Annotated in this window: 19 protein-coding genes; 11 read left to right on the top strand and 8 right to left on the bottom strand. The window is 61.3% G+C overall.

The features are described 5' to 3' along the window. Window positions 1–11: 11 nt before the first annotated feature. Complete coding sequence (locus tag KVH01_RS00880; protein WP_225923936.1) at window positions 12–3,461, bottom strand: hypothetical protein; 3,450 nt, start codon at window positions 3,459–3,461, stop codon at window positions 12–14. A 220-nt stretch (window positions 3,462–3,681) separates the two neighbouring features. Between KVH01_RS00880 and KVH01_RS00875 the strand changes: the two genes are divergently transcribed. Both KVH01_RS00875 and KVH01_RS00870 read left to right on the top strand, forming a co-directional pair. Continuing rightward, window positions 3,682–4,146 carry a multidrug transporter gene (locus KVH01_RS00875; RefSeq protein ID WP_124399411.1) on the top strand — a complete coding sequence of 155 codons (465 nt, stop codon included), beginning with the start codon at window positions 3,682–3,684 and terminating at the stop codon, window positions 4,144–4,146. Between the two features lie 14 nt (window positions 4,147–4,160). After that, entirely contained in the window at window positions 4,161–4,973 is an 813-nt protein-coding gene (locus KVH01_RS00870; protein ID WP_217880130.1) for an SDR family oxidoreductase, read from the top strand. On the opposite strand, the gene KVH01_RS00865 is transcribed toward KVH01_RS00870, so the two are convergent. After that, window positions 4,970–5,827: a LysR family transcriptional regulator gene (locus KVH01_RS00865; RefSeq protein ID WP_217880129.1), complete on the bottom strand. Its 858-nt coding sequence runs from the start codon at window positions 5,825–5,827 to the stop codon at window positions 4,970–4,972. The two genes, KVH01_RS00870 and KVH01_RS00865, sit on opposite strands and share 4 nt — an antisense overlap. 111 nt (window positions 5,828–5,938) lie before the next feature. Between KVH01_RS00865 and KVH01_RS00860 the strand changes: the two genes are divergently transcribed. Both KVH01_RS00860 and KVH01_RS00855 read left to right on the top strand, forming a co-directional pair. After that, window positions 5,939–7,126, top strand: coding sequence for an MFS transporter (locus KVH01_RS00860; RefSeq protein WP_217880128.1), 1,188 nt, complete (start codon window positions 5,939–5,941; stop codon window positions 7,124–7,126). Beyond that, complete coding sequence (locus KVH01_RS00855) at window positions 7,119–7,520, top strand: nuclear transport factor 2 family protein (protein ID WP_043049775.1); 402 nt, start codon at window positions 7,119–7,121, stop codon at window positions 7,518–7,520. The genes KVH01_RS00860 and KVH01_RS00855 overlap by 8 nt, the downstream gene beginning before the upstream one ends. 103 nt (window positions 7,521–7,623) lie before the next feature. On the opposite strand, the gene KVH01_RS00850 is transcribed toward KVH01_RS00855, so the two are convergent. From KVH01_RS00850 to KVH01_RS00835, 4 genes are read right to left on the bottom strand one after another with little or no spacing between them, the layout of a single operon-like run. Next, window positions 7,624–8,484, bottom strand: a complete 861-nt coding sequence (locus KVH01_RS00850) for an efflux RND transporter periplasmic adaptor subunit (RefSeq protein WP_057701531.1) — start codon at window positions 8,482–8,484, stop codon at window positions 7,624–7,626. Window positions 8,485–8,494: 10 nt separating this feature from the next. After that, window positions 8,495–8,695, bottom strand: coding sequence for a DUF1656 domain-containing protein (locus tag KVH01_RS00845; RefSeq protein WP_003188711.1), 201 nt, complete (start codon window positions 8,693–8,695; stop codon window positions 8,495–8,497). Further along, entirely contained in the window at window positions 8,685–10,874 is a 2,190-nt protein-coding gene (locus KVH01_RS00840) for an FUSC family protein (RefSeq protein WP_217880127.1), read from the bottom strand. The genes KVH01_RS00845 and KVH01_RS00840 overlap by 11 nt, the downstream gene beginning before the upstream one ends. Window positions 10,875–10,884: 10 nt before the next feature. Next, window positions 10,885–12,396 (bottom strand): efflux transporter outer membrane subunit, encoded by a 1,512-nt coding sequence (locus KVH01_RS00835; RefSeq protein ID WP_217880126.1) that lies wholly within the window; start codon window positions 12,394–12,396, stop codon window positions 10,885–10,887. A gap of 182 nt (window positions 12,397–12,578) precedes the next feature. Between KVH01_RS00835 and KVH01_RS00830 the strand changes: the two genes are divergently transcribed. The 5 genes from KVH01_RS00830 to KVH01_RS00810 all read left to right on the top strand — a co-directional run bounded on the left by KVH01_RS00830 (window position 12,579) and on the right by KVH01_RS00810 (window position 17,090). After that, window positions 12,579–13,547, top strand: coding sequence for a LysR family transcriptional regulator (locus KVH01_RS00830; protein WP_043049771.1), 969 nt, complete (start codon window positions 12,579–12,581; stop codon window positions 13,545–13,547). A 130-nt stretch (window positions 13,548–13,677) separates the two neighbouring features. Continuing rightward, window positions 13,678–14,652, top strand: a complete 975-nt coding sequence (locus KVH01_RS00825) for a 2-hydroxyacid dehydrogenase (protein ID WP_217880125.1) — start codon at window positions 13,678–13,680, stop codon at window positions 14,650–14,652. 197 nt (window positions 14,653–14,849) lie between these two features. Beyond that, on the top strand, window positions 14,850–15,752 hold the full coding sequence (locus KVH01_RS00820; RefSeq protein WP_043049769.1) for a chemotaxis protein CheV: 903 nt from the start codon (window positions 14,850–14,852) through the stop codon (window positions 15,750–15,752). 3 nt (window positions 15,753–15,755) lie between these two features. Beyond that, window positions 15,756–16,238, top strand: coding sequence for a GNAT family N-acetyltransferase (locus KVH01_RS00815; protein ID WP_043049768.1), 483 nt, complete (start codon window positions 15,756–15,758; stop codon window positions 16,236–16,238). Window positions 16,239–16,346: 108 nt separating this feature from the next. After that, window positions 16,347–17,090 (top strand): YkgJ family cysteine cluster protein, encoded by a 744-nt coding sequence (locus tag KVH01_RS00810; protein WP_217880124.1) that lies wholly within the window; start codon window positions 16,347–16,349, stop codon window positions 17,088–17,090. A 56-nt stretch (window positions 17,091–17,146) separates the two neighbouring features. On the opposite strand, the gene KVH01_RS00805 is transcribed toward KVH01_RS00810, so the two are convergent. Both KVH01_RS00805 and KVH01_RS00800 read right to left on the bottom strand, forming a co-directional pair. Beyond that, the gene (locus tag KVH01_RS00805) at window positions 17,147–17,929 is read right to left on the bottom strand and encodes a transporter substrate-binding domain-containing protein (protein WP_124399402.1); all 783 of its coding nucleotides are present in this window, start codon (window positions 17,927–17,929) and stop codon (window positions 17,147–17,149) included. Between the two features lie 164 nt (window positions 17,930–18,093). Next, window positions 18,094–18,327 carry a hypothetical protein gene (locus KVH01_RS00800; protein WP_043049765.1) on the bottom strand — a complete coding sequence of 78 codons (234 nt, stop codon included), beginning with the start codon at window positions 18,325–18,327 and terminating at the stop codon, window positions 18,094–18,096. 214 nt (window positions 18,328–18,541) lie between these two features. Between KVH01_RS00800 and KVH01_RS00795 the strand changes: the two genes are divergently transcribed. After that, the gene (locus KVH01_RS00795) at window positions 18,542–19,708 is read left to right on the top strand and encodes an efflux RND transporter periplasmic adaptor subunit (RefSeq protein ID WP_217880123.1); all 1,167 of its coding nucleotides are present in this window, start codon (window positions 18,542–18,544) and stop codon (window positions 19,706–19,708) included. Further along, window positions 19,705–22,800 (top strand): multidrug efflux RND transporter permease subunit, encoded by a 3,096-nt coding sequence (locus KVH01_RS00790; protein WP_217880122.1) that lies wholly within the window; start codon window positions 19,705–19,707, stop codon window positions 22,798–22,800. Before KVH01_RS00795 ends, KVH01_RS00790 begins: the two co-directional genes overlap by 4 nt. Window positions 22,801–22,802 lie beyond the last annotated feature (2 nt).

The raw sequence follows: 22,802 nt of genomic DNA, 5'->3' as shown, positions 1-22,802 counted from the left end.
TCAGCACGTCCTCAACCGAAATAATCGGGGAACGTGTTCGGCCCCAAATACAGGAAGTTCGACGACGTCAGCTTGATTTCCTTGTCCATCTTGAGCTCAACGATCTGGCTGCCGGCAGTGACGGGACCCAACTCCTTTGGCACCTGGTCGGTGCTGAATATCACCTTGTAGTCGCCTCTGCCCGCATAGCGTTCATTGCCCAGGAACAACAGGGTTTCAACGTTCTCACTGTTGAGTTGTTGGCCGGGAGGATTTACGTACACGCCGCCCTTTGAACCCGCGCGTGTTTCACCTCGGGCCAGGTCATTGATACCTTGGGCTCGAGCGATCGCTTCGGCGCCTTCCTTGCTGGTGTAGTGGATATAGACCGGCTGCCCATTGTGAAAGCCCGAATCCAATACCGAAGACCAATCAGGATGATTGGTCAAAGGGCGACTCACGATAGAGGGTGAAGGCGGATTGCCTTTGCGCGCGTTTTTTTGCGGTTGCAGCCTGATACTGTCCACGTCCGTAGCCTTTCTGCCCGCACCGACATTGCCTGCCAATCGCCATTCGCCATTACCTTTGGGCACCAGCACCATCACCTGGTTTTTAGTTTCAGGATCAATGACCCGAATCGGTCTGCCTCCGCCCTGGTAGCGACGCTCAACCAGAAATGCCCGGCTCTCGCCTGTGCCATCGGTAAAGTTGACATAGAAATCATCGTCTACCTGGTAAGTACCGTCCCCCCTTAAGGGACGGCCCTCCAGAAAATCCTCAGGCATGGCGTGAGCGCTGTAGTCGCGGCGGATACCGGCAACGTCGGACGCCGCGTCGGACAATTTGACGGTGTCCTCTAGAGAAGAAGATTGCTTCTGCAATATTTCCTTCAACTCCTTGTAGCTGCTCTTCAATACCGACTTGCCACCCCTTGCCAAGCCTTCCGCCAGGTCTCCAAGCCCATCAGCAGGGTTCAAGCCACTGACAGTCGAGCGCAGGACCTTATCGGACGCCTTGAACGCTCGCGCGCCAAGTTTTCCGCTCAGGTTGCCCAAGGCTTTACCCGCTTGGCCCACGCCCTTGGCGACTGGAACGATGAAACCGAAAATGTCCAGCGCAAAATCCCGAATCGCCGCGCCGGTATTACCGTTGACGGCGTTTTCAATCGCATTTACGAATGGGATCAGCCCTTTTACAAAGTCATGGCCAGCCTTGATACCGGCCTCTTCCTCTTCCACCCTGGTCACACCCCTGGCGCCAGCCTGCATCGCTTCGCGATCATGCAGCAGGTGGCCGGCCACCACATCGGCAATCGTGTCGAACCGCGCATTCATGGCATCCGCTGCATTGGCGACCTGTCCTGGGCGCGGCTCGGGCAAGTAAGGCCCATCGAGCCGCTGCGTCAGGAGCCCTTGCGAGACTTTGCCTGGCTGGGATGGGGTGCTGCTTTCATAGGCTTCATAATCGACCGCGACACTGACCCCTTTGGTCTGGGTAGTGGTGTAAGTTTCAGCGTTGGCGACCCGAGGCGGGGGATTAGGCAAATAGCGTGGCAGGTCGTCGCGACGGCGAATGGTGCCTTGTAGAGGAAATACTTCGTAGTAGACATGCCGCAGGTTCTTTTCGTCCTGGTCGCTGCCACTTGGGTCGATCTTGGTCAGAACGCGCATCAACAGCCCATAACGCCCCTTGGCAGCGCGTGCCTGGGCATCAGACTCTTCCCCTTCAGCCTCCGCGACACTGGCTTTGCGCAGGGAGAAAAACTCGACCTTACCCGACGCGATGGTTTGCCTGTCTTCCAAGGGTAGCTGCGACAACTGGTGTTTGACGGTGGTCGTGACCCCCTCTTTCAAACCGTTGAAGTAATCATCGAACTGAGTATTGAACTGCGCATTGACGTCAGGAAGCGGCCTGACCCGCACAAAACGGTTACCAATCTGAAAGTCGTAGCGCTCCTTTCTGGGAATACGGTCCATTTTCCCTGACATGTAGATGTCCAGTAATGAGTGCTCGTCGCTCTCACTGGCATCGATATTAACGATGCGCGTGTTGCGCACATCAAACGGACCGTTTCTGTAGACACTTTCCAGGTTGCCAGTCGCAATGCCTTCACGAGTCGGCATGGGCGCGCTTAACTGGGCATGGGCTTTTTTCAGCGCGGTGAGCTCCAGATCGAAGGCCTCGCGGACCTTAGTCACCTCTTGCACCGTATAATCGTCATCGTCCCTTCGATCAATTATGCCCTGGGCGATGCCCCACTGAGTCAATGCGCTGGCCTGAGCCTTGGCCTCGATAATGACCTGCGCGGCTGAAACAGGACTCAGCTCGCCCAGGCGCATGAAGGCTTTAAAATCGGTGTGTGTCGCTATTCCCGGCGACCAGAACTCTTGCGCCTGCACAACCGCCGACAGTCGGGTAAACGCTGCAGACTTGACCTCCATGTTACTGGGCATATCCGCGACTATAAATGCCGGTTCAGACCCTGCAAGCAGCATACGTGCGGCGGCTGGCGCCATCTCGGCAGGCACCTTGCCCTGGTCCACCAGATACTGCTCAAGGCGCGCCACCACCACCGCAGGATGAACGTCCCGGTTGGCCGGCTGATAAAGGTCGTAGCCTGCGACTACGCCGCGCTTGCTGCCCGCCTGGGGATCAAGCTCCAGGATCATGGCCGTCAATGCCCAATCAACCGCATCTGCTGACGCCGTCGTGTCCTCGCTCTTGAAAGCAGTTTCCAGCGTTTGCCCCAAGCCTTTGATCTCGGCAGTGCTCATCATGTATTCGAGGACTTGCGCCGCGCTCATGCCTTGGATCGAGGCCCCATGCCTTTCATAAAAGGCCTGGAAGATGCCATTGCCGGGCGATAGCTTGATCATTTCTGCCGTCGCCATTTCGCTCAGCTTCGTGCGTCCCTCACTGTCCAGGGTGTCTGGCTGGTTCAACAGCCCCCAGTGATTGCCGTAATCCGCCGGTTCGGGTAACGGCTGTTTAAATACCGCGATCAGGTTTGCCAGTTGCACGGGATCTTTCGGGACCAACACTTGGTTTTCCCTCAGGAACCACGCCACCGAGTCCTCCTCACCCGGCCCGATGCCATAGGAGCGCGCAAATGCCGAGTATTCATGAATGGAAAACGTCTTCGCTTCCAGCAACGCCGCTACGTCCAGGCTCGGATCCTTGGCAATGGCCTCTTGGATCTGTTGTAACGCCGTGACGAGGCGATAGTTGTTTTGGATGCTCCCCGTCAGTTGCTGCCAATGCTCAAGCGTCTGCCCGGCCATCAGCGCGCCTTCGCCAACGGGAGGGTTTTCCAATTCAATACTGCGGCGCAACCGGGACAACGCAGGTTGACGAGGTACAGTGGGCATTTCGGATGTTCTATCGTCCACCGCAACGGCAGACGCCTCGACCGGCAAGGACGACGGCGTGGCAAGGGCCACCGGCGGTGGCAGATGAGATGGGCTGGGCAAGTAACTGATCATCGATTCTATCTCACAGAAAAGGGACTGGAACCGGGACATGTCGGGGTATTCGTTCTGACAAGCTCGGTCGCCTCCTGAGTGTCGATTCGTACCAATAACGCGACATAGAGTTATTTAGGGATATGTCCCCCAGGCATCGCCGCTCCTGCCTCAGCTCCTCCGATAGTCAATCCGGCCCGGCCACAGGTACGATGGCCTATCCTTAAACGAGGTTTTCAGTATGTTTGTTGGTGTTTTACTGATCATTACCTGGCTGATCCTGCTGCTGCGTTACCCGGCCAAGGCCCTGCCGGTGTCGCTGACGGCTGCCGTCGGCCTGGGTCTCGTCGCCGTCTGGGTAGTGTGGCTGGACAATCGCGAAGCCGCGCAACTGGCGCGCCTTGAGTTGCGCATCACATATGCCCCGCAGGAATGCCCGACCGACCGCCCACTGAAATTGACACTCAACAACGGCAACGACGTACCGCTGACCGAATTGCGCTGGCGCGTCGCCGCCTATGCGCCGGGCGACACGGTCAACCTGGCCGACAACGTCTACGCCGCCCCGCGCTATCGTGGCCCCGGCGAATTGCAGGCCGGTGCCACCTGGGACGATTGCTTGCCCACACCGCCATTGCGCCCTGGCTATCGCCCGCAAACCCTGGAATTTCGCGCCGAGCACCTGCAAGGCAGTTTCTCGGACTGACAAAGGAATGATGCATGCCCAACGTACTGATCACCGGTTGCTCCAGCGGCATCGGCCGCGCCCTCGCCGATGCGTTCAACGCCGCAGGCTTCAACGTATGGGCCAGCGCCCGCCAGCCCGATGATGTCGCCGCCCTCGCTGCCGCAGGCTTCAATGCCGTACAGTTGGACGTCAATGACAGCGCCGCCTTGCAACAACTGGCCGAGCAATTGGGCGAGCTGGATGTATTGGTCAACAACGCTGGCTACGGCGCCATGGGCCCGTTGCTCGACGGCGGTACCGAGGCGATGCAGCGCCAGTTCCAAACCAATGTGTTTTCCATCGTCGGCGTGACCCAGGCGCTGTTCCCCGCCCTGCGTCGCAGCAAAGGGCTGGTGGTGAATATCGGCAGCGTTTCCGGTGTGTTGGTAACGCCGTTCGCGGGCGCCTACTGCGCGTCCAAAGCGGCTGTACATGCCTTGAGCGATGCCCTGCGCATGGAGTTGGCACCTTTTGGCGTGCGTGTCATGGAGGTTCAACCCGGCGCGATCAATACCAGCTTTGCAAAGAATGCCGGGGCCCAGGCTGAATTGTTGATCAATGAAAAGTCGCCTTGGTGGCCGTTGCGCGAAGGCATTCGGGCGCGCAGCCAGGCCTCCCAGGACAAGCCAACCCCAGCCACTGAGTTTGCGGCGGATGTGCTCAAGGCCGTGCAACAAAACCAGCCACCACGCCTGCTGCGCTCGGGCAACGGCAGTCGCGCGTTGCCGTTGATGGCAGCGCTGTTGCCCAAGGGATTGCTGGAGAAGGTGTTGAAGAAGCGCTTTGGCTTGAGTGGCAGCCTCTAGCCCTTCATAAAATCAATAAACGCCCGCACCTTCAGCGGCAGGTGCCGGGTATCCGGATACATCGCGTAGATCCCTTGCGGAGCAAAGCGATGGTCCGCCAACAGGCGCACCAGCCTGCCTGCGTCCAGATCATCCTGCACCAGCCATTGCGGCAGAATCGCCACACCATGGCCACGCACGGCAAACGCCTGGAGCACCGCCGCACTGTCGGCCACTAACGCCGTGGGACCGGCGCGGTATTGATGCTCATGGCCGACGGGGTCGGTCACGCTCAACTCGGTCAAACGGCCATGGCCCAGCCTGGGCACCTGCTCCAACTCATCCAGGGTCTGAACGCCGGCAAACGTTCGCGCCGCAACAGCGTACACCTCGAACGTCGACAACTGCACCGCCCGGTGATTGGAGTCCAGCAAACGCCCCAGGCGAATCGCCACGTCAAAACGCTCGGAAATCAGATCGGCGTGGGTGGAGGATGTGGATAAGTGGATGTTCAGGTCCGGGTGCACGCGGCGAAAGGCTTCCACCGCCGGGGCGACCACAGCCAGGGCATATTCCACTGTGGTGGTGATACGCAGGGTGCCCTTGAGCTGGGCGTGCTCGGAACGGGCTTCTTCCACTGCCAAACGGGCCTCTTCTAGCATGCGGGTGCAGCGCAGGTAGAAGCGTTCGCCGGCATCGGTGAGCGCCAACTGGCGGGTATTGCGGGTCAGCAGGGTGACGCCCAGTTCCGCCTCCAGGCGCTTGAGGTTGAAGCTGACCACGGCGCGGGTCTGGCCGAGTAGATCAGCGGCGGCGGTGAGTGAGCCGGCCTCGACCACGGCCTTGAAGGTGTCGAATCGGTCCAGGCTGACCATGGGCCACGCCCTCCTTTGTCAAAATATTTTTGACAAACTAGCAGGCAAACCGGCGTATCCCAAACCCTGCGTGCGGCCTACCCTGCCGGCTTCATTCGCAGGATCGCGTTCATGACCTACCGCTCGAAAGTCGCCTGGATCTTTTTACTGGGCTTTGCCTTGGACCTGGTGAACATGTTTGTCGCCACCGTCGCCTACCCGGATATCGCCCGCGAATTGCAAGCCTCGGTCACGCAACTGGCGTGGATCAGCAATGCCTACATGCTCGGGTTGACGGTGATTATTCCCTTGAGTGTGTGGCTGGCGGCAATCATGGGCGAGCGCACACTGATCGCCACCAGCCTGCTGCTGTTCGCAGGAGCCTCTGTGATGGTGGGCCAGGCCGGTTCCATCGACGCGTTGATTGGCTGGCGCGCTTTGCAGGGACTCGGTGGCGGCTTGTTGATTCCGGTGGGGCAAGCCATGGCTTACCGGCACTTTCCAGCGGCTGAGCGCAGCCACCTGACAGCGCGGGTAATGTCGGTGGCATTGCTGGTGCCAGCGCTGTCCCCGGCGTTGGGCGGGCTGATTGTCGACAGCCTGTCCTGGCGTTGGATCTTCTACGCCAACGTGCCACTGGCCTTGATCACCCTGTTGCTGACACTCCTATGGATAAAACCCGATGTGCCCACAAGCGTGCGCCCGCCCCTGGACCTGGGCAGTATTTTCAAACAGGCCGCCAGCCCGATGCTGCGCGTGGCGATGCTGGTCTACCTGTGCATTCCCGGGGTATTTATCGGCACGAGCCTGATCGCCATCCTCTATGTGCGCGGCCTGGGGTATGACGCCACCGAGGCCGGCGCACTCATGTTGCCCTGGGCCCTGGCCTCGGCCATGGCGATCCACCTGAGCAAGCAACTCTTCAATCGCTGTGGCCCGAAACCCTTGTTGGTGGCGGGCATGGCACTGCAATGCGGCGGCATCCTGTTGCTCAACGAGCCGACCTTGATCATTGCGGCTTACGCGTTGATGGGCCTGGGCGGCAGCCTGTGCAGCAGCACCGCGCAGACCCTGGCTTTCCTGGATATCGCCGCCGAGCGCATGGGCCACGCCAGCGCCTTGTGGAATATCAACCGCCAAGTGAGTTTCTGCGTGGGCGCCGCCGTGCTCAGTGCCGTGCTGTCGGCCTTGGATTCCTTCGCCATAACCTTCACGATGGCGGCAGCCTTGACCCTGTTGCCGCTTTTCGCAGTGTTGCGCCTGGATGCATCCAGGGTACGCAGCCTGCTTCACCCTTCCAGCGAGCCCAAGCATGATTGACTACAGCGATTTTTTTGAAGAAGTGATCCAGACCCACGTCGAGATCGAGCAATGGTTCGCCGGCGTTGCGCCTGAGGGCACCCTGCAAAACCTGCTGGCGCGCTTCTCACCCGAGTTCAGCATGATCGCGCCCGCCACCGGTACGCGCGTCAATAGAGCCGGGGTCAATGCGCTGTTCACGCGCCTGGGCGGAATGCGCCCGGGTTTGAAAATCACCTTGAGTGAAATGACCGGCATTGATCGTCATGCGCGGGGGGCTACGGTGACTTACCGTGAGCACCAGGTGGATGACAGTGGCACCCAGACGGATCGCCGCGCCACGGTGGTGTTCGAAAAGCAGGCCAGCGGCGCGCTGCTTTGGCGGCACTTGCATGAAACCTTCATCAAGGCATAACACGGGTCTAAATGTGGGAGGGGGCTTGCTCCCGATAGCGGTGTGTCAGTGTCAGATGTACCGACTGACACACTGCTATCGGGAGCAAGCCCCCTCCCACATTTTAGTTTTGTGTTGGGTTGACGATCACCGTGCAGGTGATGCCAGCCGCCAACAACACGCCTTCCGGCACTTCATCGATATGAATCCGCACCGGCACACGCTGCGCCAACCTCACCCAGTTGAACGTCGGGTTCACATCCGCAATCAACTCCCGGCTCTCGGGGTTGTCGCGGTCATAGATGCCACGGGAGATGCTTTCCACATGGCCCTTTAGGGTCTCGCCGCTCATCAGCTGCATGTCGGCTTTGTCACCGACTTTGACATGGGGCAGCTTGGTTTCTTCAAAGAAGCCATAGACCCAGAACGAATTCATATCCACCACGGCCATCTTCGCCTCGCCAATACGCGCATAGTCGCCGCGATGCACATTGAGATTGGTGACGTAGCCATCCACCGCCGCCAGCACACGGGTGCGTTTCAGGTTGAGCTCAGCGGCTTCCAGCTGCGCCAGGGCATGTTGGTAATCGGCCAGGGCCGAGTCGGCGATGTTACTGGCGTCGTCGCGGTTTTCCCTGGAGATCACCAGGGCGTCGAGGTCGGCGCGGCGGTGGGCGTTGAGCTTGCGCATCTCCCAGGTGGCCTTGCGTGACGCCACCAGCGATTGCGCCTGCTTGACGGCGATGCGGTAGTGCTCGGGGTCGATCTGCATCAGCAGGTCACCTTTTTTCACCAACTGGTTATCGCGTACCGGCACGTCTACCACTTCGCCGGTAACGTCCGCCGCGACGTTAATAATGTCGGCACGCACCCGGCCATCGCGGGTCCATGGTGTTTGCATGTAGTGCACCCACAACGTGCGGCCAATCCAGATCGCCAACGCCAGTACCAGCAAGGTTGCGAGCAGGCTGAAAAATTTTTTCATCGGGGCATTCTCAACGGTAGACGCTCAGCGCCAGGGCGCCGAACAGGCAAGCGAACAGGCTCAGGCGCAGCAACGCCGGGTGCCAGAAAAACCGGTACAGGTCGAACCCGGCGAGGAAGCGGTCAACCGCCCAGGCCAGCCCCGCGGCGATCAGGAACATCAGGGTCATGGTCGGCATATAGATGCCGTGGAATGCGATTTCACGGGGCATTCATGGCTCCTTGCGTGGCGCCTTTGAGGGCCGCCAGTGGCGATTGCGGGTCGAGCAGCGAGGTGCGGATAAAGTGCAGGTAGCTCTTCACCCGGCGCAGGGCAGAGGTGTCGAAGTGCGGGGCGAAAGGCTCGTCGGTGGCCTGTACGCGGCTGATCGCATGGTCGACGGCGATCAAGCCGCGCTCCAGGTTGCTGGCGCTGGGTTGCAAGAACAAGCGCACCAACGAGCGGCCCATTACACGGATTGCCTGGCGCCATGGCTGGGACTCGGCATACGCCGGGTGCACCGGAAGAATCGCTTGCTCCTTGCGCAACTCGATGATCGCGTGGCCGACTTCCAATACCACGAACATCCAGCGCAGCAGGTCGCGCTGCACCTGCGGCTGGCCGACCGCGAGGCCGTAGGCCTGGTGCAGCAGGTCGCGGGTACGGCTTTCGAAACTCGACGCCAGCCCCTTGAGCTTGCCGCTGATTGCGTACACCACCTGCTCACGCAGGTCCTGTTCCAAGCGACGCCATAGCCAACGGCTGTTGGGCGGCAGGATGATCGCCCCCGCTGCCGCGCACACCAGCATGCCGATGACCATGGCGATGTAGTCATTGATAAAGGTGTAGGGGTTGTAGACCGTGAGGTTGTCCGGCACCGAGCCGGTGCTGAAGAAGATCAACAAGCCCACGCCGACACCCGCGTACCGGGGCCGGGAAGAAAGAAAGGCGCCAAAGATGATCACCGGTGCGAGCATCACGCACAGCAGCGCGAAGCCGTCGATCCTGGGGAACACGAAGAACATTTCGACAAAGCCGACCAAGGCGCCGATCAAGGTGCCGCAGGCCATCTGGAACGCCATGCGCTTGGGGTTGGGCGTGGCGGCGGAGAGGCCCACCGTGGCTGCCGCGATCAAGGTCATGGTCGCGCCACTGGGCCAGGCGGTTGCCACCCAGTAGCTGCCCAGCACGATGAGGATAAACGAGGCCCGCAGTCCGGCGGCAGCACAGGCCAGCCAGTTGGTTTTTGGCGTGTAGGACTCGTGCCAGTCTTCCCGCGCATGGTGGTGGTCGGCCAGGGACGCGTGGGTTTGCGCGTAGTTGTGCAGGTCGTCGACGAAGCGGTACAGCAGCTCGTAGGCAGTATGAAAATCCAGTTGCTCGGCTTCGGTAGGCTTATCGTCCTGGAAACTCGCCCGCAGGCTGCGCACCTTGGCGGGCAGGCCGTCCTTGTAGGCACTCAGTTGGTTGACCAGGCGTGCGGCATCCGGGCTGGTGAGGGCACGGCCGGAGAAGCTGTCGAGCACTTCGGCGAGGTCTTGCAGGCCGGGTTTGATCGCTGCGACCACATGATCGGCCTCATCGGCACGCAAGCGTTCAAGCAACTGGTGCAGGGCGTTGAAGCGCGTGGTGATGCTCATGAATTCGCTGTTGAGGCGACTGAGCCGCCCGTTGCGCCGACGCATGTGTGGGTCTTCAAACACGGTGACGCTGCGCAAGCCTTCCAGGCCTACCGCTTCGGCGATAAAGCGCACGTTGCTGGCCTCGAAATGCTCGCGCTGGCTGCGCCCACGCAGGCCGTCGGTAACGAACAACGCGAACACGCCGAAACGCTGGTACAACGCGTTGCGCATGGCCGCGCTGGAGGTCTGCGGCAGAATTGCCGCGCTCACCAGCGTCGAGCAAAGAATCCCCAGGGAGATTTCCAGCACCCGCCATACGGCCGCCATAAAGGCACCGTCCGGGTGGGCCAGGGCCGGCAGGCCGACCATCGCCGCGGTGTAGCCGGCGAGCACAAAGCCATAGGCGCGGAAGTTGCGGTTACGTGTGGCGCCAGCGGTACAAATGCCCACCCAGATCGCCAGCGCGCCCAGGAACAGTTCGGTGTTCTGCGCAAACAAGGCGATCAGCAGCACCATCACCGCCGACCCCGCCAAAGTGCCAAGGAAGCGGTAGAAACTCTTGGCGAACACCTGGCCGCTCTGGGGCTGCATTACGATAAATACGGTGATCATCGCCGTGCGCGGTTGCGGCAGTTCCAGGCGCATGGCCAGCCACAGCGTGAGAAACGCAGCGACCAGCACCTTGAAGATATACACCCAGGTCACGCCGTCGCTGCGTGCCCAGTCGAAAAAGCCACGGCGCCACTCAAGGGAATGCAGCCAGCGCAGCGGTGCAGGCAAGGGAGTCATCAAATCCTACTCAGTGATCAAACACGGCAAGCGCCGCCGGAGTCTTGCTCGGAAGGATCCTGGCATCCTGGGGCACATCGTTGCCGGCACCGAGGCCGCCGCCCAGGGCGGTCACCAATTGCGCATGGGCACCCAGGCGCGCCGCCTGCACCTGTTGCTCGACCTGTTGCTGACGGAACAGCAGGGTCTGGGCGTTGAGCACATTGAGGTAATCGGTCAGGCCACGTTGGTAGGCGATCATGGCGATGTCGTAGGTTTTCTGCGCCGAGGCCACCGACTGCGCGGCGAAGGCCGACTGCTTGTCCATGGACTCGCGGCGGATCAACTGGTCGCTGACACCCTTAAGCGCGTTGACCAGGGTCTGGTTGTATTGGGCGACGGCCATGTCATAACCGGCACTGGCTTCGCCCAGTTGGGCGCGCAGGCGGCCGCCGTCAAAAATTGGCAAGGTGATCGCCGGGCCGACGTTGTAGTTGAATTTCTTCCCCGCCAGAAATTCCAGCATGCCGCCACCAGTGGCCATGTAGCCGAGGCTACCGACCAAGTCGACGTTGGGGTAGAAACCGGCGTGGGCCACATCGATGCCACGGGCCTGGGCCGCCACCTGCCAGCGGCTGGCGACCACGTCCGGGCGCTGCCCGAGCAACTGCGCCGGCAGGCTCGAGGGCAGTTTCAACGGTGCAGCGAGAGTCAGGCACGGGCGCTGCAACTGCGCGCCCTCGCCTGGGCCTTTGCCCGCCAGCGCTGCCAGTTGGTTACGGCTCAAGGCGATTTCTTCGTCAAGAGCATCCAGTTGGCGATGGGTTTCCGGCAGCGGGCTTTCGGCCTGGCTGACGTCGAAATGCGTGCCGATCCCGGCGTCCAGGCGTTTGTGGGCCAAGTCGAGAATCTGCTGTTGCTGGGCCAGGGTGGCAGCGACGATATCGCGGTTGGCGTAGTGCAACGACAGCTGGATATAGGCGCGCACCACGTTGCTCTGCAGTTCGAGCTGGGCCTGGCGCGCTTCGGCGGCGCTCATATGGGCGAGGTCGACGGCGCGCTCGGTGTTATTGCTTTCCCGGCCCCACAGGTCGAGGGCATAACTCAGGCCCAGGGACGAATTATTGTCCCAGGTGTTGGCGCCGCTCAGTTCGCCGGGGCCGTAGAACTGATCCTTCGGCCAGTTGTGGCGCTTGAGGGTGGTGTCGCTGTTGATCTGCAACGACTCGGTCGACTCCGCTACCCCGGCCAGCGCCCGCGCTTGCCGCACCCGTGCAGCGGCCATGGCGAGGCTGGGACTGTTCTGGGTGGCGAGCTCGACCCAGCGGTTGAGCTGCGGATCACCGTAGGCTTGCCACCATTGAATGGTGGGCCAATGGGCGTCCTGGGCGGCGGCTTGAATGGCTTCGTCGGTGGTCAGGGTATTGGCGTTGAGGGCCTGACCCTGGGGGGCGATTCCTCCGGTACCGATGCAACCGCTGATGGCTAACGATAAGGCCCAAACACTGAGAGTCTTCAGCTCTCTGCTGATGTGACGCGGCACGGCAAGCGAATTCCTGAGAGGGTGTTGCGCAAGAGGTGGCGCAATTCTAGGCGGCGCCATGGAGGACGATAAGCTGGCATTCCTGTGAATCTTTGTTACCGTTCAGGCGATAATCCGTTGGTAGGGATCACTGGACGGCGTAACTTTCTGTCACAATTTGCTATCTCCCTTGAGAACACTCCATGGACACTTTGCAAAACATGCGCGCTTTCAGTTGCGTGGCCGAAGCCGGCAGCTTCACTGCTGCCGCCGTGCAACTGGACACCACTACGGCCAATGTCTCGCGCGCGGTCTCCAACCTTGAGGCCCATCTGCAAACCCGCTTGCTCAACCGCACCACCCGGCGTATCGCGCTGACCGAGGCCGGCAAGCGCTATTTGCTGCGCTGCGAGCAGATCCTCGCCTATGTGGAGGAAGCCGAAGCCGAAGCCAGCGACGCCCACGCCCGTCCCGCCGGGCAGCTCAAAGTGCATACCATGACCGGCATCGGCCAGCACTTCGTCATCGACGCGATTGCCCGCTACCGCCGCACCCATCCCGACGTGACCTTCGACTTGACCCTGGCCAACCGCGTGCCGGACCTGCTCGACGAGGGCTACGACGTATCCATCGTGCTGGCCAGCGAACTGCCGGATTCAGGGTTCGTGTCCCAGCGCCTGGGCATCACCTACAGCATCGCCTGCGCCTCACCGGAATACGTCAAGGCCAAGGGCTGCGCACAGCGGCCCCAGGACTTGCTCAACCATGCGTGCCTGCGCCTGGTCAGCCCGGTGATCCAGCTGGACAAATGGACCTTCAACGGCCCCGAAGGCCAGGAAAGCGTGGCGATCAACAGCTCGCCGTTCCTGGTCAATTCGGCCGACGCGATGAAAACCGCAATTACCAGCGGCATGGGCGTCGGCCTGCTGCCGGTATATGCCGCCATCGAAGGGCTGCGCAACGGCACACTGGTGCGGGTGATGCCGACCTACCGCTCCCAGGAATTGAACCTGTACGCCATCTACCCCTCGCGCCAATACCTGGATGCAAAGATCAAGACCTGGGTGGAATACCTGCGCGGTTCGTTGCCGGAGATCCTGGCGGCGCACCAGGCTGAGCTGGTGGCGTACGAGTTGAGTGGTGGTCTGGGTGGCGTGCGGATGGCGACCTGATTTCTGCCTGACAACACAGAACAACTGTGGGAGGGGGCTTGCTCCCCTTTAGAGCTACGGTGTCCTGACAATCAACGGCGGGAATGTTAGCGTGCTTGGCATTCTTCCGTAGTCGATGAGCCCGCCTGCAATGAAAAAGACTGTCCTGGCCTTCAGCCGCATCACCGCGCCCATGATCGAACGCCTGCAACAGGATTTCGAGGTGATCGTGCCCAACCCCAAACAGGGGGATATCAACGTACAGTTCAACGAAGCCCTGCCCCACGCCCACGGCTTGATCGGTGTGGGCCGCAAGCTCGGCCGCGAGCAACTCGAAGGCGCGAGCAAGCTGGAGGTGGTGTCCAGTGTGTCGGTGGGTTACGACAACTATGACGTGCCGTACTTCAATGAGCGCGGGATCATGCTCACCAACACCCCCGATGTGCTCACCGAAAGCACCGCCGACCTGGCCTTTGCCCTGCTGATGAGCAGCGCACGCCGGGTGGCCGAGCTGGACGCCTGGACCAAGGCCGGCCACTGGAAAGCCAGCGTGGGCGCACCGTTGTTTGGCTGCGATGTGCACGGCAAGACCCTGGGCATCGTCGGCATGGGCAATATCGGCGCAGCCGTTGCCCGGCGTGGACGTCTGGGGTTCAACATGCCGATCCTGTACAGCGGCAACAGCCGCAAGACCGCGCTGGAACAAGAGCTCGGCGCGCAGTTCCGGAGCCTGGACCAGTTGCTGGCCGAGGCGGATTTTGTCTGCCTGGTGGTGCCATTGAGCGACAAGACCCGTCACTTGATCAGCACCCGCGAATTGGGCCTGATGAAGTCCAGCGCGATCCTGATCAATATTTCCCGCGGACCGGTGGTGGATGAACCGGCACTGGTCGAAGCCCTGCAAACCCAACGTATTCGCGGCGCCGGGCTGGATGTATATGAGAAGGAACCGCTGGCCGAATCGCCGCTGTTCCAGTTGAGCAATGCCGTGACCCTGCCGCATATCGGCTCGGCCACCGATGAAACCCGCGAAGCCATGGCCAACCGCGCCGTGGCCAACCTGCGCAGCGCGCTGCTGGGCCAACGCCCGCAGGATCTGGTGAATCCCCATGCCTGGAAAGGCTGATACATAACCCAATGTGGGAAGGGGCTTGCTCCCGATGGCGGTGGATCAGTTGTACATCTGCTGACTGACACGCCGCTATCGGGAGCAAGCCCCTCCCACATTAGCAGTGCCCGACACAAAATCCGGTTAAAGCCCAGACCAGCCGAGTCGATAACCTTCCATAGATGATCGTCATCCCTGATCCACAGAAGGTTTTTATGTCCACCACCAAAGCCCGCGCAGACTCACTCTCGCTTCTGCTCTTTACCTTGCGCAGCGGCAAGCTGATGGCCATCAACCTGTTGAAAGTCAGTGAAATCATCCCCTGCCCGCCGTTGACCAAACTGCCGGAGTCGCATCCCCACGTCAAAGGTATCGCCACCTTGCGCGGCGCTTCGCTGTCGGTGATCGACTTGAGCCGCGCCCTGGGCGAAATGCCCCTGCAAGACCCGGACGGCGGCTGCCTGATCGTCACCGATGTCAGCCGTTCCAAGCAGGGCCTGCATGTGCAGGCGGTGAGCAAGATCGTGCATTGCCTGACCACCGATATCCGCCCGCCGCCCTACGGCTCCGGCGGCAATCGGGCGTTTATCACCGGGGTGACCCAGGTAGAAGGTGGCCTGGTGCAGGTGCTGGATATCGAGAAAGTCATCCACGGCATCGCCCCGGCACCGATTGAAGCGGCGCCGACCGACCTGACCATGGAAGAAGCCGAAGTACTGGGCAATGCGCGCATCCTGGTGGTGGACGACAGCCAGGTGGCCCTGCAGCAATCGGTACACACCTTGCGCAACCTCGGCCTGACCTGCCACACCGCCCGCAGCGCCAAGGAGGCCATCGACGTATTGCTGGAGCTGCAAGGCACCGGCGAGCAGATCAACGTGGTGGTGTCGGACATCGAAATGTCCGAGATGGACGGCTACGCCCTGACCCGTACCCTGCGCGAAACCCCGGACTTCCAGGACCTCTACGTGCTGTTGCACACCTCCCTGGACAGCGCGATGAACAGCGAAAAAGCCCGCCTGGCCGGCGCCGATGCGGTGCTGACCAAGTTCTCATCGCCGGAACTGACCAAGTGCCTGGTCGTCGCCGCCAAAGCCGTGGCGCAGAAGGGTCTGTAGGCGTTGGCCGATTATTTCCAGCTGCTGCGTCGCGACCTCACAGGCAGCCTGCCCGCCCCGCAGTGGCCAACAGATACGCGGCTGGATCATTACCGGGATGAACTGGCCCCGGCGATCCATGCCGTGCTGCGCATGACCCAGGACCAGGGCGGCGGCCGTGTCGCCAGGCTGGATGAATGGCGCCGGCAATTCGTCACCAATGCCGAGTTCGATCCGACATTGTGCCTGGTAGCCAGTAACGCCGACGGCATCCTTGGGGTGGCGCAATGCTGGACCAGCGCCTTTATCAAGAATCTCTGCGTACACCCTTGCGCCCAGGGCCAGGGACTGGGCCGCGCCTTGTTGCTGCAGGCCTTCCAGATGTTCAAGCAGCGCGGCGAACCTTATGTGGACCTTAAGGTGCTGGAGAGCAACTTGCGCGCCCGGCAGCTGTATGAAAGTGCAGGTATGAAATTTGTCCTACGGGACGTATTGCCCAAGGACTGATAACCACTGGCGCATAACTTGCTTCCAGAGAGCCCGAGCGGTGGATAGAGGTAAAAACCCGTCACCCCTCAAGCGTCTCCTCTGAACTTGCCTGGTGACAGATCCGTCATGAACACTCATTTTTCCTGCGTAGGTTGTGGCAAATGCTGCAACGACCATCATGTGCCCCTGACCCTTGAAGAGGCCCGGCAATGGGCGGCGGACGGCGGCAATGTCATCGTTCTGGTCGAAGGCTTCCTGCGTAACGGCCTGGGTTTGCCTCTGCAACAACGCGAGCATGCCGAACGCCGTTCGGTGGTCGTGCCCAGCGGCAATACCGAGGCGTTCGTGGCAATCACCTTTGCCGCCTACAACGCCGGCCCCTGCCGGAATCTTGACGAAGACAACCGCTGCCGCATCTATGAGCGACGCCCTTTGGTGTGCCGGATCTATCCGATGGAGATCAACCCGCATATCCCGCTGAACCCGGGCGCCAAGGATTGCCCGCCGCAATCCTGGGAACAGGGCCCGGCGCTGATCGTCGGTGGCGAATTGATGGACCTGGAGCTGGCTGAGCTGATCCGTCGTTCGCGCCAGGCCGACCGTGATGATGTACAGGCCAAGGAGGCGGTGTGCGCCTTGCTCGGCATTCGGACAACTGCGCTCAAAGGCGACGGCTTTACCGCGTACCTGCCAGATATGCAGGCATTCGCCCACGCCATTGAGCAGGCGACAGAGCAGCCAGCCATGGCTACTGAATGGGTGTTCCATGTGTCCGGGATGGATATCGCCGAACAACTGCTGGACGCCGGGGCTCAGATTGCCACCGAGGTGCCGGCCAACTATGCGTTTATTTCGTTGCGGGCGGCCTGATAGCTGATGGGGATTTGGCGGGTGCTCGTCATGTCGATGGGGCTTGCCCCCAGCCATCACGGACTGGAGGGCAATACATTGAGCCGATAGGGCTCGACGATGCGCTGGTATTCGCCGTTTTGCATCAGCTGTTCAAGCGCATGGTTGAGTTCATTGCGCAACGAGGTATCGAGCTTGCGCACTGCGATCGCCACGCTGTCGCCCAACAGCTCAGACGAGACAACGGGTCCGAGAAAATCGAAATCCAGGCCCTGGGCCGTGTCCAGCAGGGCCTCGCGTATCTCTACCGCACCTTGCAGGGTCGCATCGATATCGCCTGCGAGGAGGCTGTTGATCAGTTGATCGTTTAGCCAGAAGCTCTTGATGATCACGCCTGCCGGCGCCCACTGCGACAGGGCAAAGGCTTCACGATTGCTTCTGACCAAGACCCCGACACGCTTGCCCTTGAGCGACCGCCGATCAGGAGTCAGGCCAGCTGTTTTCCGGGCCACCAAGCGAGTAGTGATGGGGTAGAGCGCATGGGTAAAGCTCACCCGTTGTCGCCGATTCGACGTCGGCGCCATGCCCATGATCGCGTCGAACATTCGGCCTTCAAGGGCCGGGAAGTTTTCCATGACCACCTGGTCGACCCAGGTACAGCGCACGTTGAGTTGCTCGCACAGGGCGTTGCCCAGTTCGATATTCAGCCCCACCAGTTGTCCTTGCGAGTTGCGGTGTTGGAACGGCGGGAAGTGCGCGGCGACGGCGAAACGGATTTCGTGCCGTGGTTGATCGCTGGCGGCAGCAACAGTCGTCGACAGCAAGAGAGCAAACACTGCACAAATGTGTATCAGGGCCACAGGAACGTCCTTTTCCGGGAAAAACTGGCTCACCGCCCCCGATGAGCGTCATTGGGGCGGAGTAAAATGCTGTGCCAGCTTTCAAGAAATGGGCGCGGACCTACAATCAGAAATATCTACATACGCCGTAGGCAACAGCCGATACAGCGCAACAAACTTTGATCCTAACGTTTACCCATCGAACGACGAGTGCCCGGTGGCGCCATACCCGGCGTCTTGGCATGGCCATTCTTGGCGCCGCCTTTGTACCAGGGCTGGCCGGCATGCTTTGCCCCGGCCAGCTCACCCGGTTTGAAAGGGAACTTGAACGCCGGGATCTCGGCTTTTTCAACGCCGTCGGCAGTGTCCAAGTCGACGAGTTCGGCCGCTTCGACAGGGGGTTGGGTGGGGGAAGACATAAGGGCTCCGGCGCAGCTATAGGCATAAAAGCGCGAGTATACGGGGCTGGAGCTGCCAGCGGTACGCTTCAACCGAAGTCAAAGCCCCCAGCTGTCACCGCTGTCAGTTTGCCGTCACTGTACTGACCGCATGACAGCGCTATAAAGCACTCATTCAAACTTCAACTTGCAGCTTGCAGCTTGAAACTTGCAACTGCGCCGCTGGCGTCCTTCCATGCACATAAAACGAAACACGGCCCTGATGGTGGGCGTACTCCTGATACTGGCCGTTGCAGCCTGGGCGTTGACCCGCCCGGCCAAGACCCGGCTGGCAGCGCCCAGCGCAGTTCCCGTTCGGGTGGTGAGCGTGGTGCAACAGGATGTTCCGCGGTTCGTCACCGGCATCGGCTCGGTGTTGTCGTTGCACAGTGTGGTGATTCGTCCGCAGATTGACGGCATCCTCACCAAACTGCTGGTCAAGGAAGGCCAACTGGTGAAAGCCGGTGACTTGCTGGCAAGCATCGACGACCGCGCCATCCGGGCGAGCCTCGACCAGGCCAAGGCGCAATTGGGCGAAAGCCAGGCGCAACTGCAAGTGGCACTGGTCAACCTCAAGCGCTATAAGGAGCTGAGCATTGACGACGGCGTGTCAAAGCAGACCTATGATCAGCAACAGGCGCTGGTCAACCAGCTCAAGGCCACGGCCCAGGGCAACCAGGCCGCGATAGATGCGGCTCAGGTACAACTTTCCTACACCCAGATTCGCTCCCCGGTCAGCGGTCGCGTGGGTATTCGCAGCGTGGACGAAGGTAACTTTCTGCGCATGAGCGACACCCAGGGACTGTTTTCAGTCACCCAGATCGACCCGATAGCCGTGACATTCTCCCTGCCCCAGCAAATGCTGCCGACCTTGCAGCGCCTGATTGCCGCGCCGACCCGGGCAAGTGTCGATGCCTACCTGGGCGCCGACACCGACGGCCAGACCGGCGACCTGCTCGGCGAAGGCCACCTGAGCCTGATCGACAACCAGATCAGTTCCACCACCGGCACCCTGCGGGCCAAGGCCGAGTTCAACAACCCCGCGCAAAAGCTGTGGCCTGGGCAACTGGTGACCATCAAGATCCAGACCGCCCTCGACAAGAACGCTCTGGTGGTGCCGCCCACCGTGGTGCAGCGTGGCCTGGACTCGCACTTCGTGTACCGGGTAAGCGATGACACCGTGGAGGTGGTGCCGGTGCACGTCGCCTACCAGGACAGCGAGATCAACATCATCCAGGGCGTGCAGGCCGGGGATGTGCTGGTCAGCGACGGTCAGTCGCGGCTCAAGGCGGGTGCCCGGGTGGAGGTGCTCAAGGAGCCGCCGCAGGTAATCCAGACCGCTGAAGCCAAGGTGCAACCATGAACGGCAGCCGTTCGCCCTCGGCCTGGTGTGTCGATCACCCGGTCGCTACCCTGCTGCTGACCTTCGCCTTGGTCTTGTTGGGGATCATTGCCTTCCCGCGCCTGTCCGTCGCGCCACTGCCGGAAGCGGAATTCCCGACGATCCAGGTTACCGCGCAACTGCCCGGCGCCAGCCCGGATACCATGGCCTCATCGGTGGCCACGCCCCTGGAGGTGCAATTCAGTGCCATCCCCGGCATAACCCAGATGACCTCCAGCAGCGCCCTGGGGTCCAGCCAGCTGACCCTGCAATTCACCCTGGAAAAAAGCATCGACACCGCCGCCCAGGAAGTCCAGGCCGCGATCAACACCGCATCGGGCAAGCTGCCCAGCGATATGCCGAGTTTGCCGACCTGGAGAAAGGTCAACCCGGCGGACAGCCCGGTGCTGATCCTCAGCGTCAGCTCAGCCAGCATGCCCAGCACTGAGCTGAGCGACTACGTGGAAACCCTGCTGGCGCGCCAGATCAGCCAGATCGACGGCGTCGGCCAGATCAACATCACCGGCCAGCAGCGTCCGGCGATTCGTGTGCAGGCATCCCCTGATAAGCTGGCGGCCATCGGCCTGACCCTCGCCGATATCCGCCTGGCCATCCAGCAATCGAGCCTGAACCTGGCCAAGGGCGCGATCTATGGCGAGGACAGCGTGTCGACACTGTCGACTAACGACCAACTGTTTCACCCGGAGGAATACGGTCAGCTGATCGTTTCCTACAAGGACGGCGCGCCGGTGCAACTGCGTGATATCGCCAAAGTCGTCAATGGTTCAGAAAACGCCTACGTGCAAGCCTGGTCCGGCGATACCCCGGGCGTGAACCTGGTGATTTCACGCCAGCCCGGCGCCAACATCGTCGAGACCGTCGACCGCATTCAAGCCGAACTGCCGCGCCTGCAAGGCATGTTGCCGGCCTCGGTGCAGGTGAGTGTATTGACCGACCGCACCAAAACCATCCGCGCCTCATTGCATGAAGTGGAAATGACCCTGCTGATCGCTATCCTGCTGGTGGTGGCGGTCATGGCGCTGTTCCTGCGCCAGTTGTCGGCGACGCTGATTGTGTCGGCTGTGCTTGGCGTATCGCTGGTGGCCAGTTTCGCCCTGATGTACCTGATGGGGTTCAGCCTGAATAACCTGACCCTGGTGGCCATCGTGATTGCCGTGGGCTTTGTGGTCGACGATGCGATTGTGGTGGTGGAGAACATTCACCGGCACCTGGAGGCGGGCCTGGGCAAGCGCGAAGCCGCGATCAAGGGTTCCGGCGAGATTGGTTTTACCGTGGTGTCCATCAGCTTCTCGCTGGTGGCGGCGTTTATTCCGCTGCTGTTCATGGGCGGCGTGGTCGGGCGGCTGTTCAAGGAGTTCGCGCTGACAGCCACCTCGACCATCCTGATTTCGGTGGTGGTTTCGCTGACCCTGGCACCGACATTGGCGGCCCTGTTCATGCGTGCACCCACCCATCACGCCCACGCCAAGCCCACCGTCAGCGAACGCCTGCTGGCCGGCTATGCACGCAACCTGCGCCGTGCGCTGGACCACCAACGCAGCATGGCCGCGATCTTCGCGGTGACCCTGGCCCTGGCCGTGGTCGGCTACGTGTTTATCCCCAAGGGTTTCTTCCCGGTCCAGGACACCGGTTTTGTGCTCGGCACCAGCGAGGCGGCGGCCGATGTGTCATACCCGGACATGGTGGCCAAGCACAAGGCACTGGCCGAGATCGTCAAAGCCGACCCGGCAGTGCAAGCCTTCTCCCACTCAGTGGGCGTCACCGGCAGCAACCAGACCATCGCCAACGGGCGCTTCTGGATTGCCTTGAAAGACCGCGGTGAGCGTGACGTATCCGCCAGCCAGTTCATCGATCGCCTGCGCCCACAACTGGCCAAGGTGCCGGGTATCGTGCTGTACCTGCGCGCTGGCCAGGACATCAACCTGAGCTCCGGCCCCAGCCGCGCCCAGTACCAGTATGTGCTCAAGAGCAATGACGGCCCGACGCTGAACACCTGGACCCAACGCCTCACCGAAAAACTGCGCGCCAACCCGGCGTTTCGCGACCTGTCCAATGACCTGCAACTGGGCGGCAGCATCACCCACATCAGTATCGACCGCCAGGCCGCTGCCCGCTTCGGCCTGACCGCCACCGATGTCGACCAGGCCCTGTACGACGCCTTCGGCCAGCGCCAGATCAACGAGTTCCAGACCGAGATCAACCAATACCAAGTGATACTCGAACTGGACAGCCAACAGCGCGGCAAGGCCGAAAGCCTCAATTACTTCTACCTGCGCTCGCCGCTGACCAACGAGATGGTGCCGTTGTCGGCGCTGGCCAAGGTCGACCCGCCGAGCGTGGGGCCGTTATCCATCAGCCATGACGGCATGTTCCCCGCCGCCAACCTGTCGTTCAACCTCGCCCCCGGCGTGGCCCTGGGCGATGCCGTGATCATGCTCGACCAGGCCAAGAACGACATCGGCATGCCGAGTACCCTGATCGGCAATTTCCAGGGCGCGGCCCAGGCGTTCCAGAGTTCGCTGGCCAGCCAGCCGTGGTTGATCCTTGCGGCGCTGGTGGCGGTCTACATTATCTTGGGTGTGTTGTACGAGAGTTTCGTGCACCCGCTGACGATCATTTCCACCCTCCCCTCGGCGGGCCTCGGTGCGCTGGTCATGCTGTGGCTGCTGGGCCAGGATTTTTCAATCATGGCCTTGATCGGCCTGGTATTGCTGATCGGCATTGTGAAGAAGAACGGCATCCTGATGATCGACTTTGCCCTGGAAGCCCAACGCGTACGTGGGTTGCCGCCGCAGGATGCGATTTACGAAGCCTGCGTCACGCGGTTCCGCCCAATCATCATGACCACCCTCGCCGCCTTGCTTGGCGCAGTGCCGTTGATGCTGGGCTCGGGACCGGGTGCGGAACTGCGTCAGCCGTTGGGCATCGCGGTAGTCGGTGGCTTGCTGGTGAGCCAGGCACTGACGCTGTTCACTACGCCGGTCATATACTTGTACCTTGAACGGTTTTTCCACAGGCCCAAACCAGCGCTGGCGCTGGCGACCACACACTGAGG

The organism is Pseudomonas khavaziana (genome assembly GCF_019145205.1).
In the GTDB taxonomy this organism is placed as follows: Bacteria; Pseudomonadota; Gammaproteobacteria; order Pseudomonadales; family Pseudomonadaceae; genus Aquipseudomonas; species Aquipseudomonas khavaziana.
This window is presented reverse-complemented; position numbering and strand designations above follow the sequence as displayed.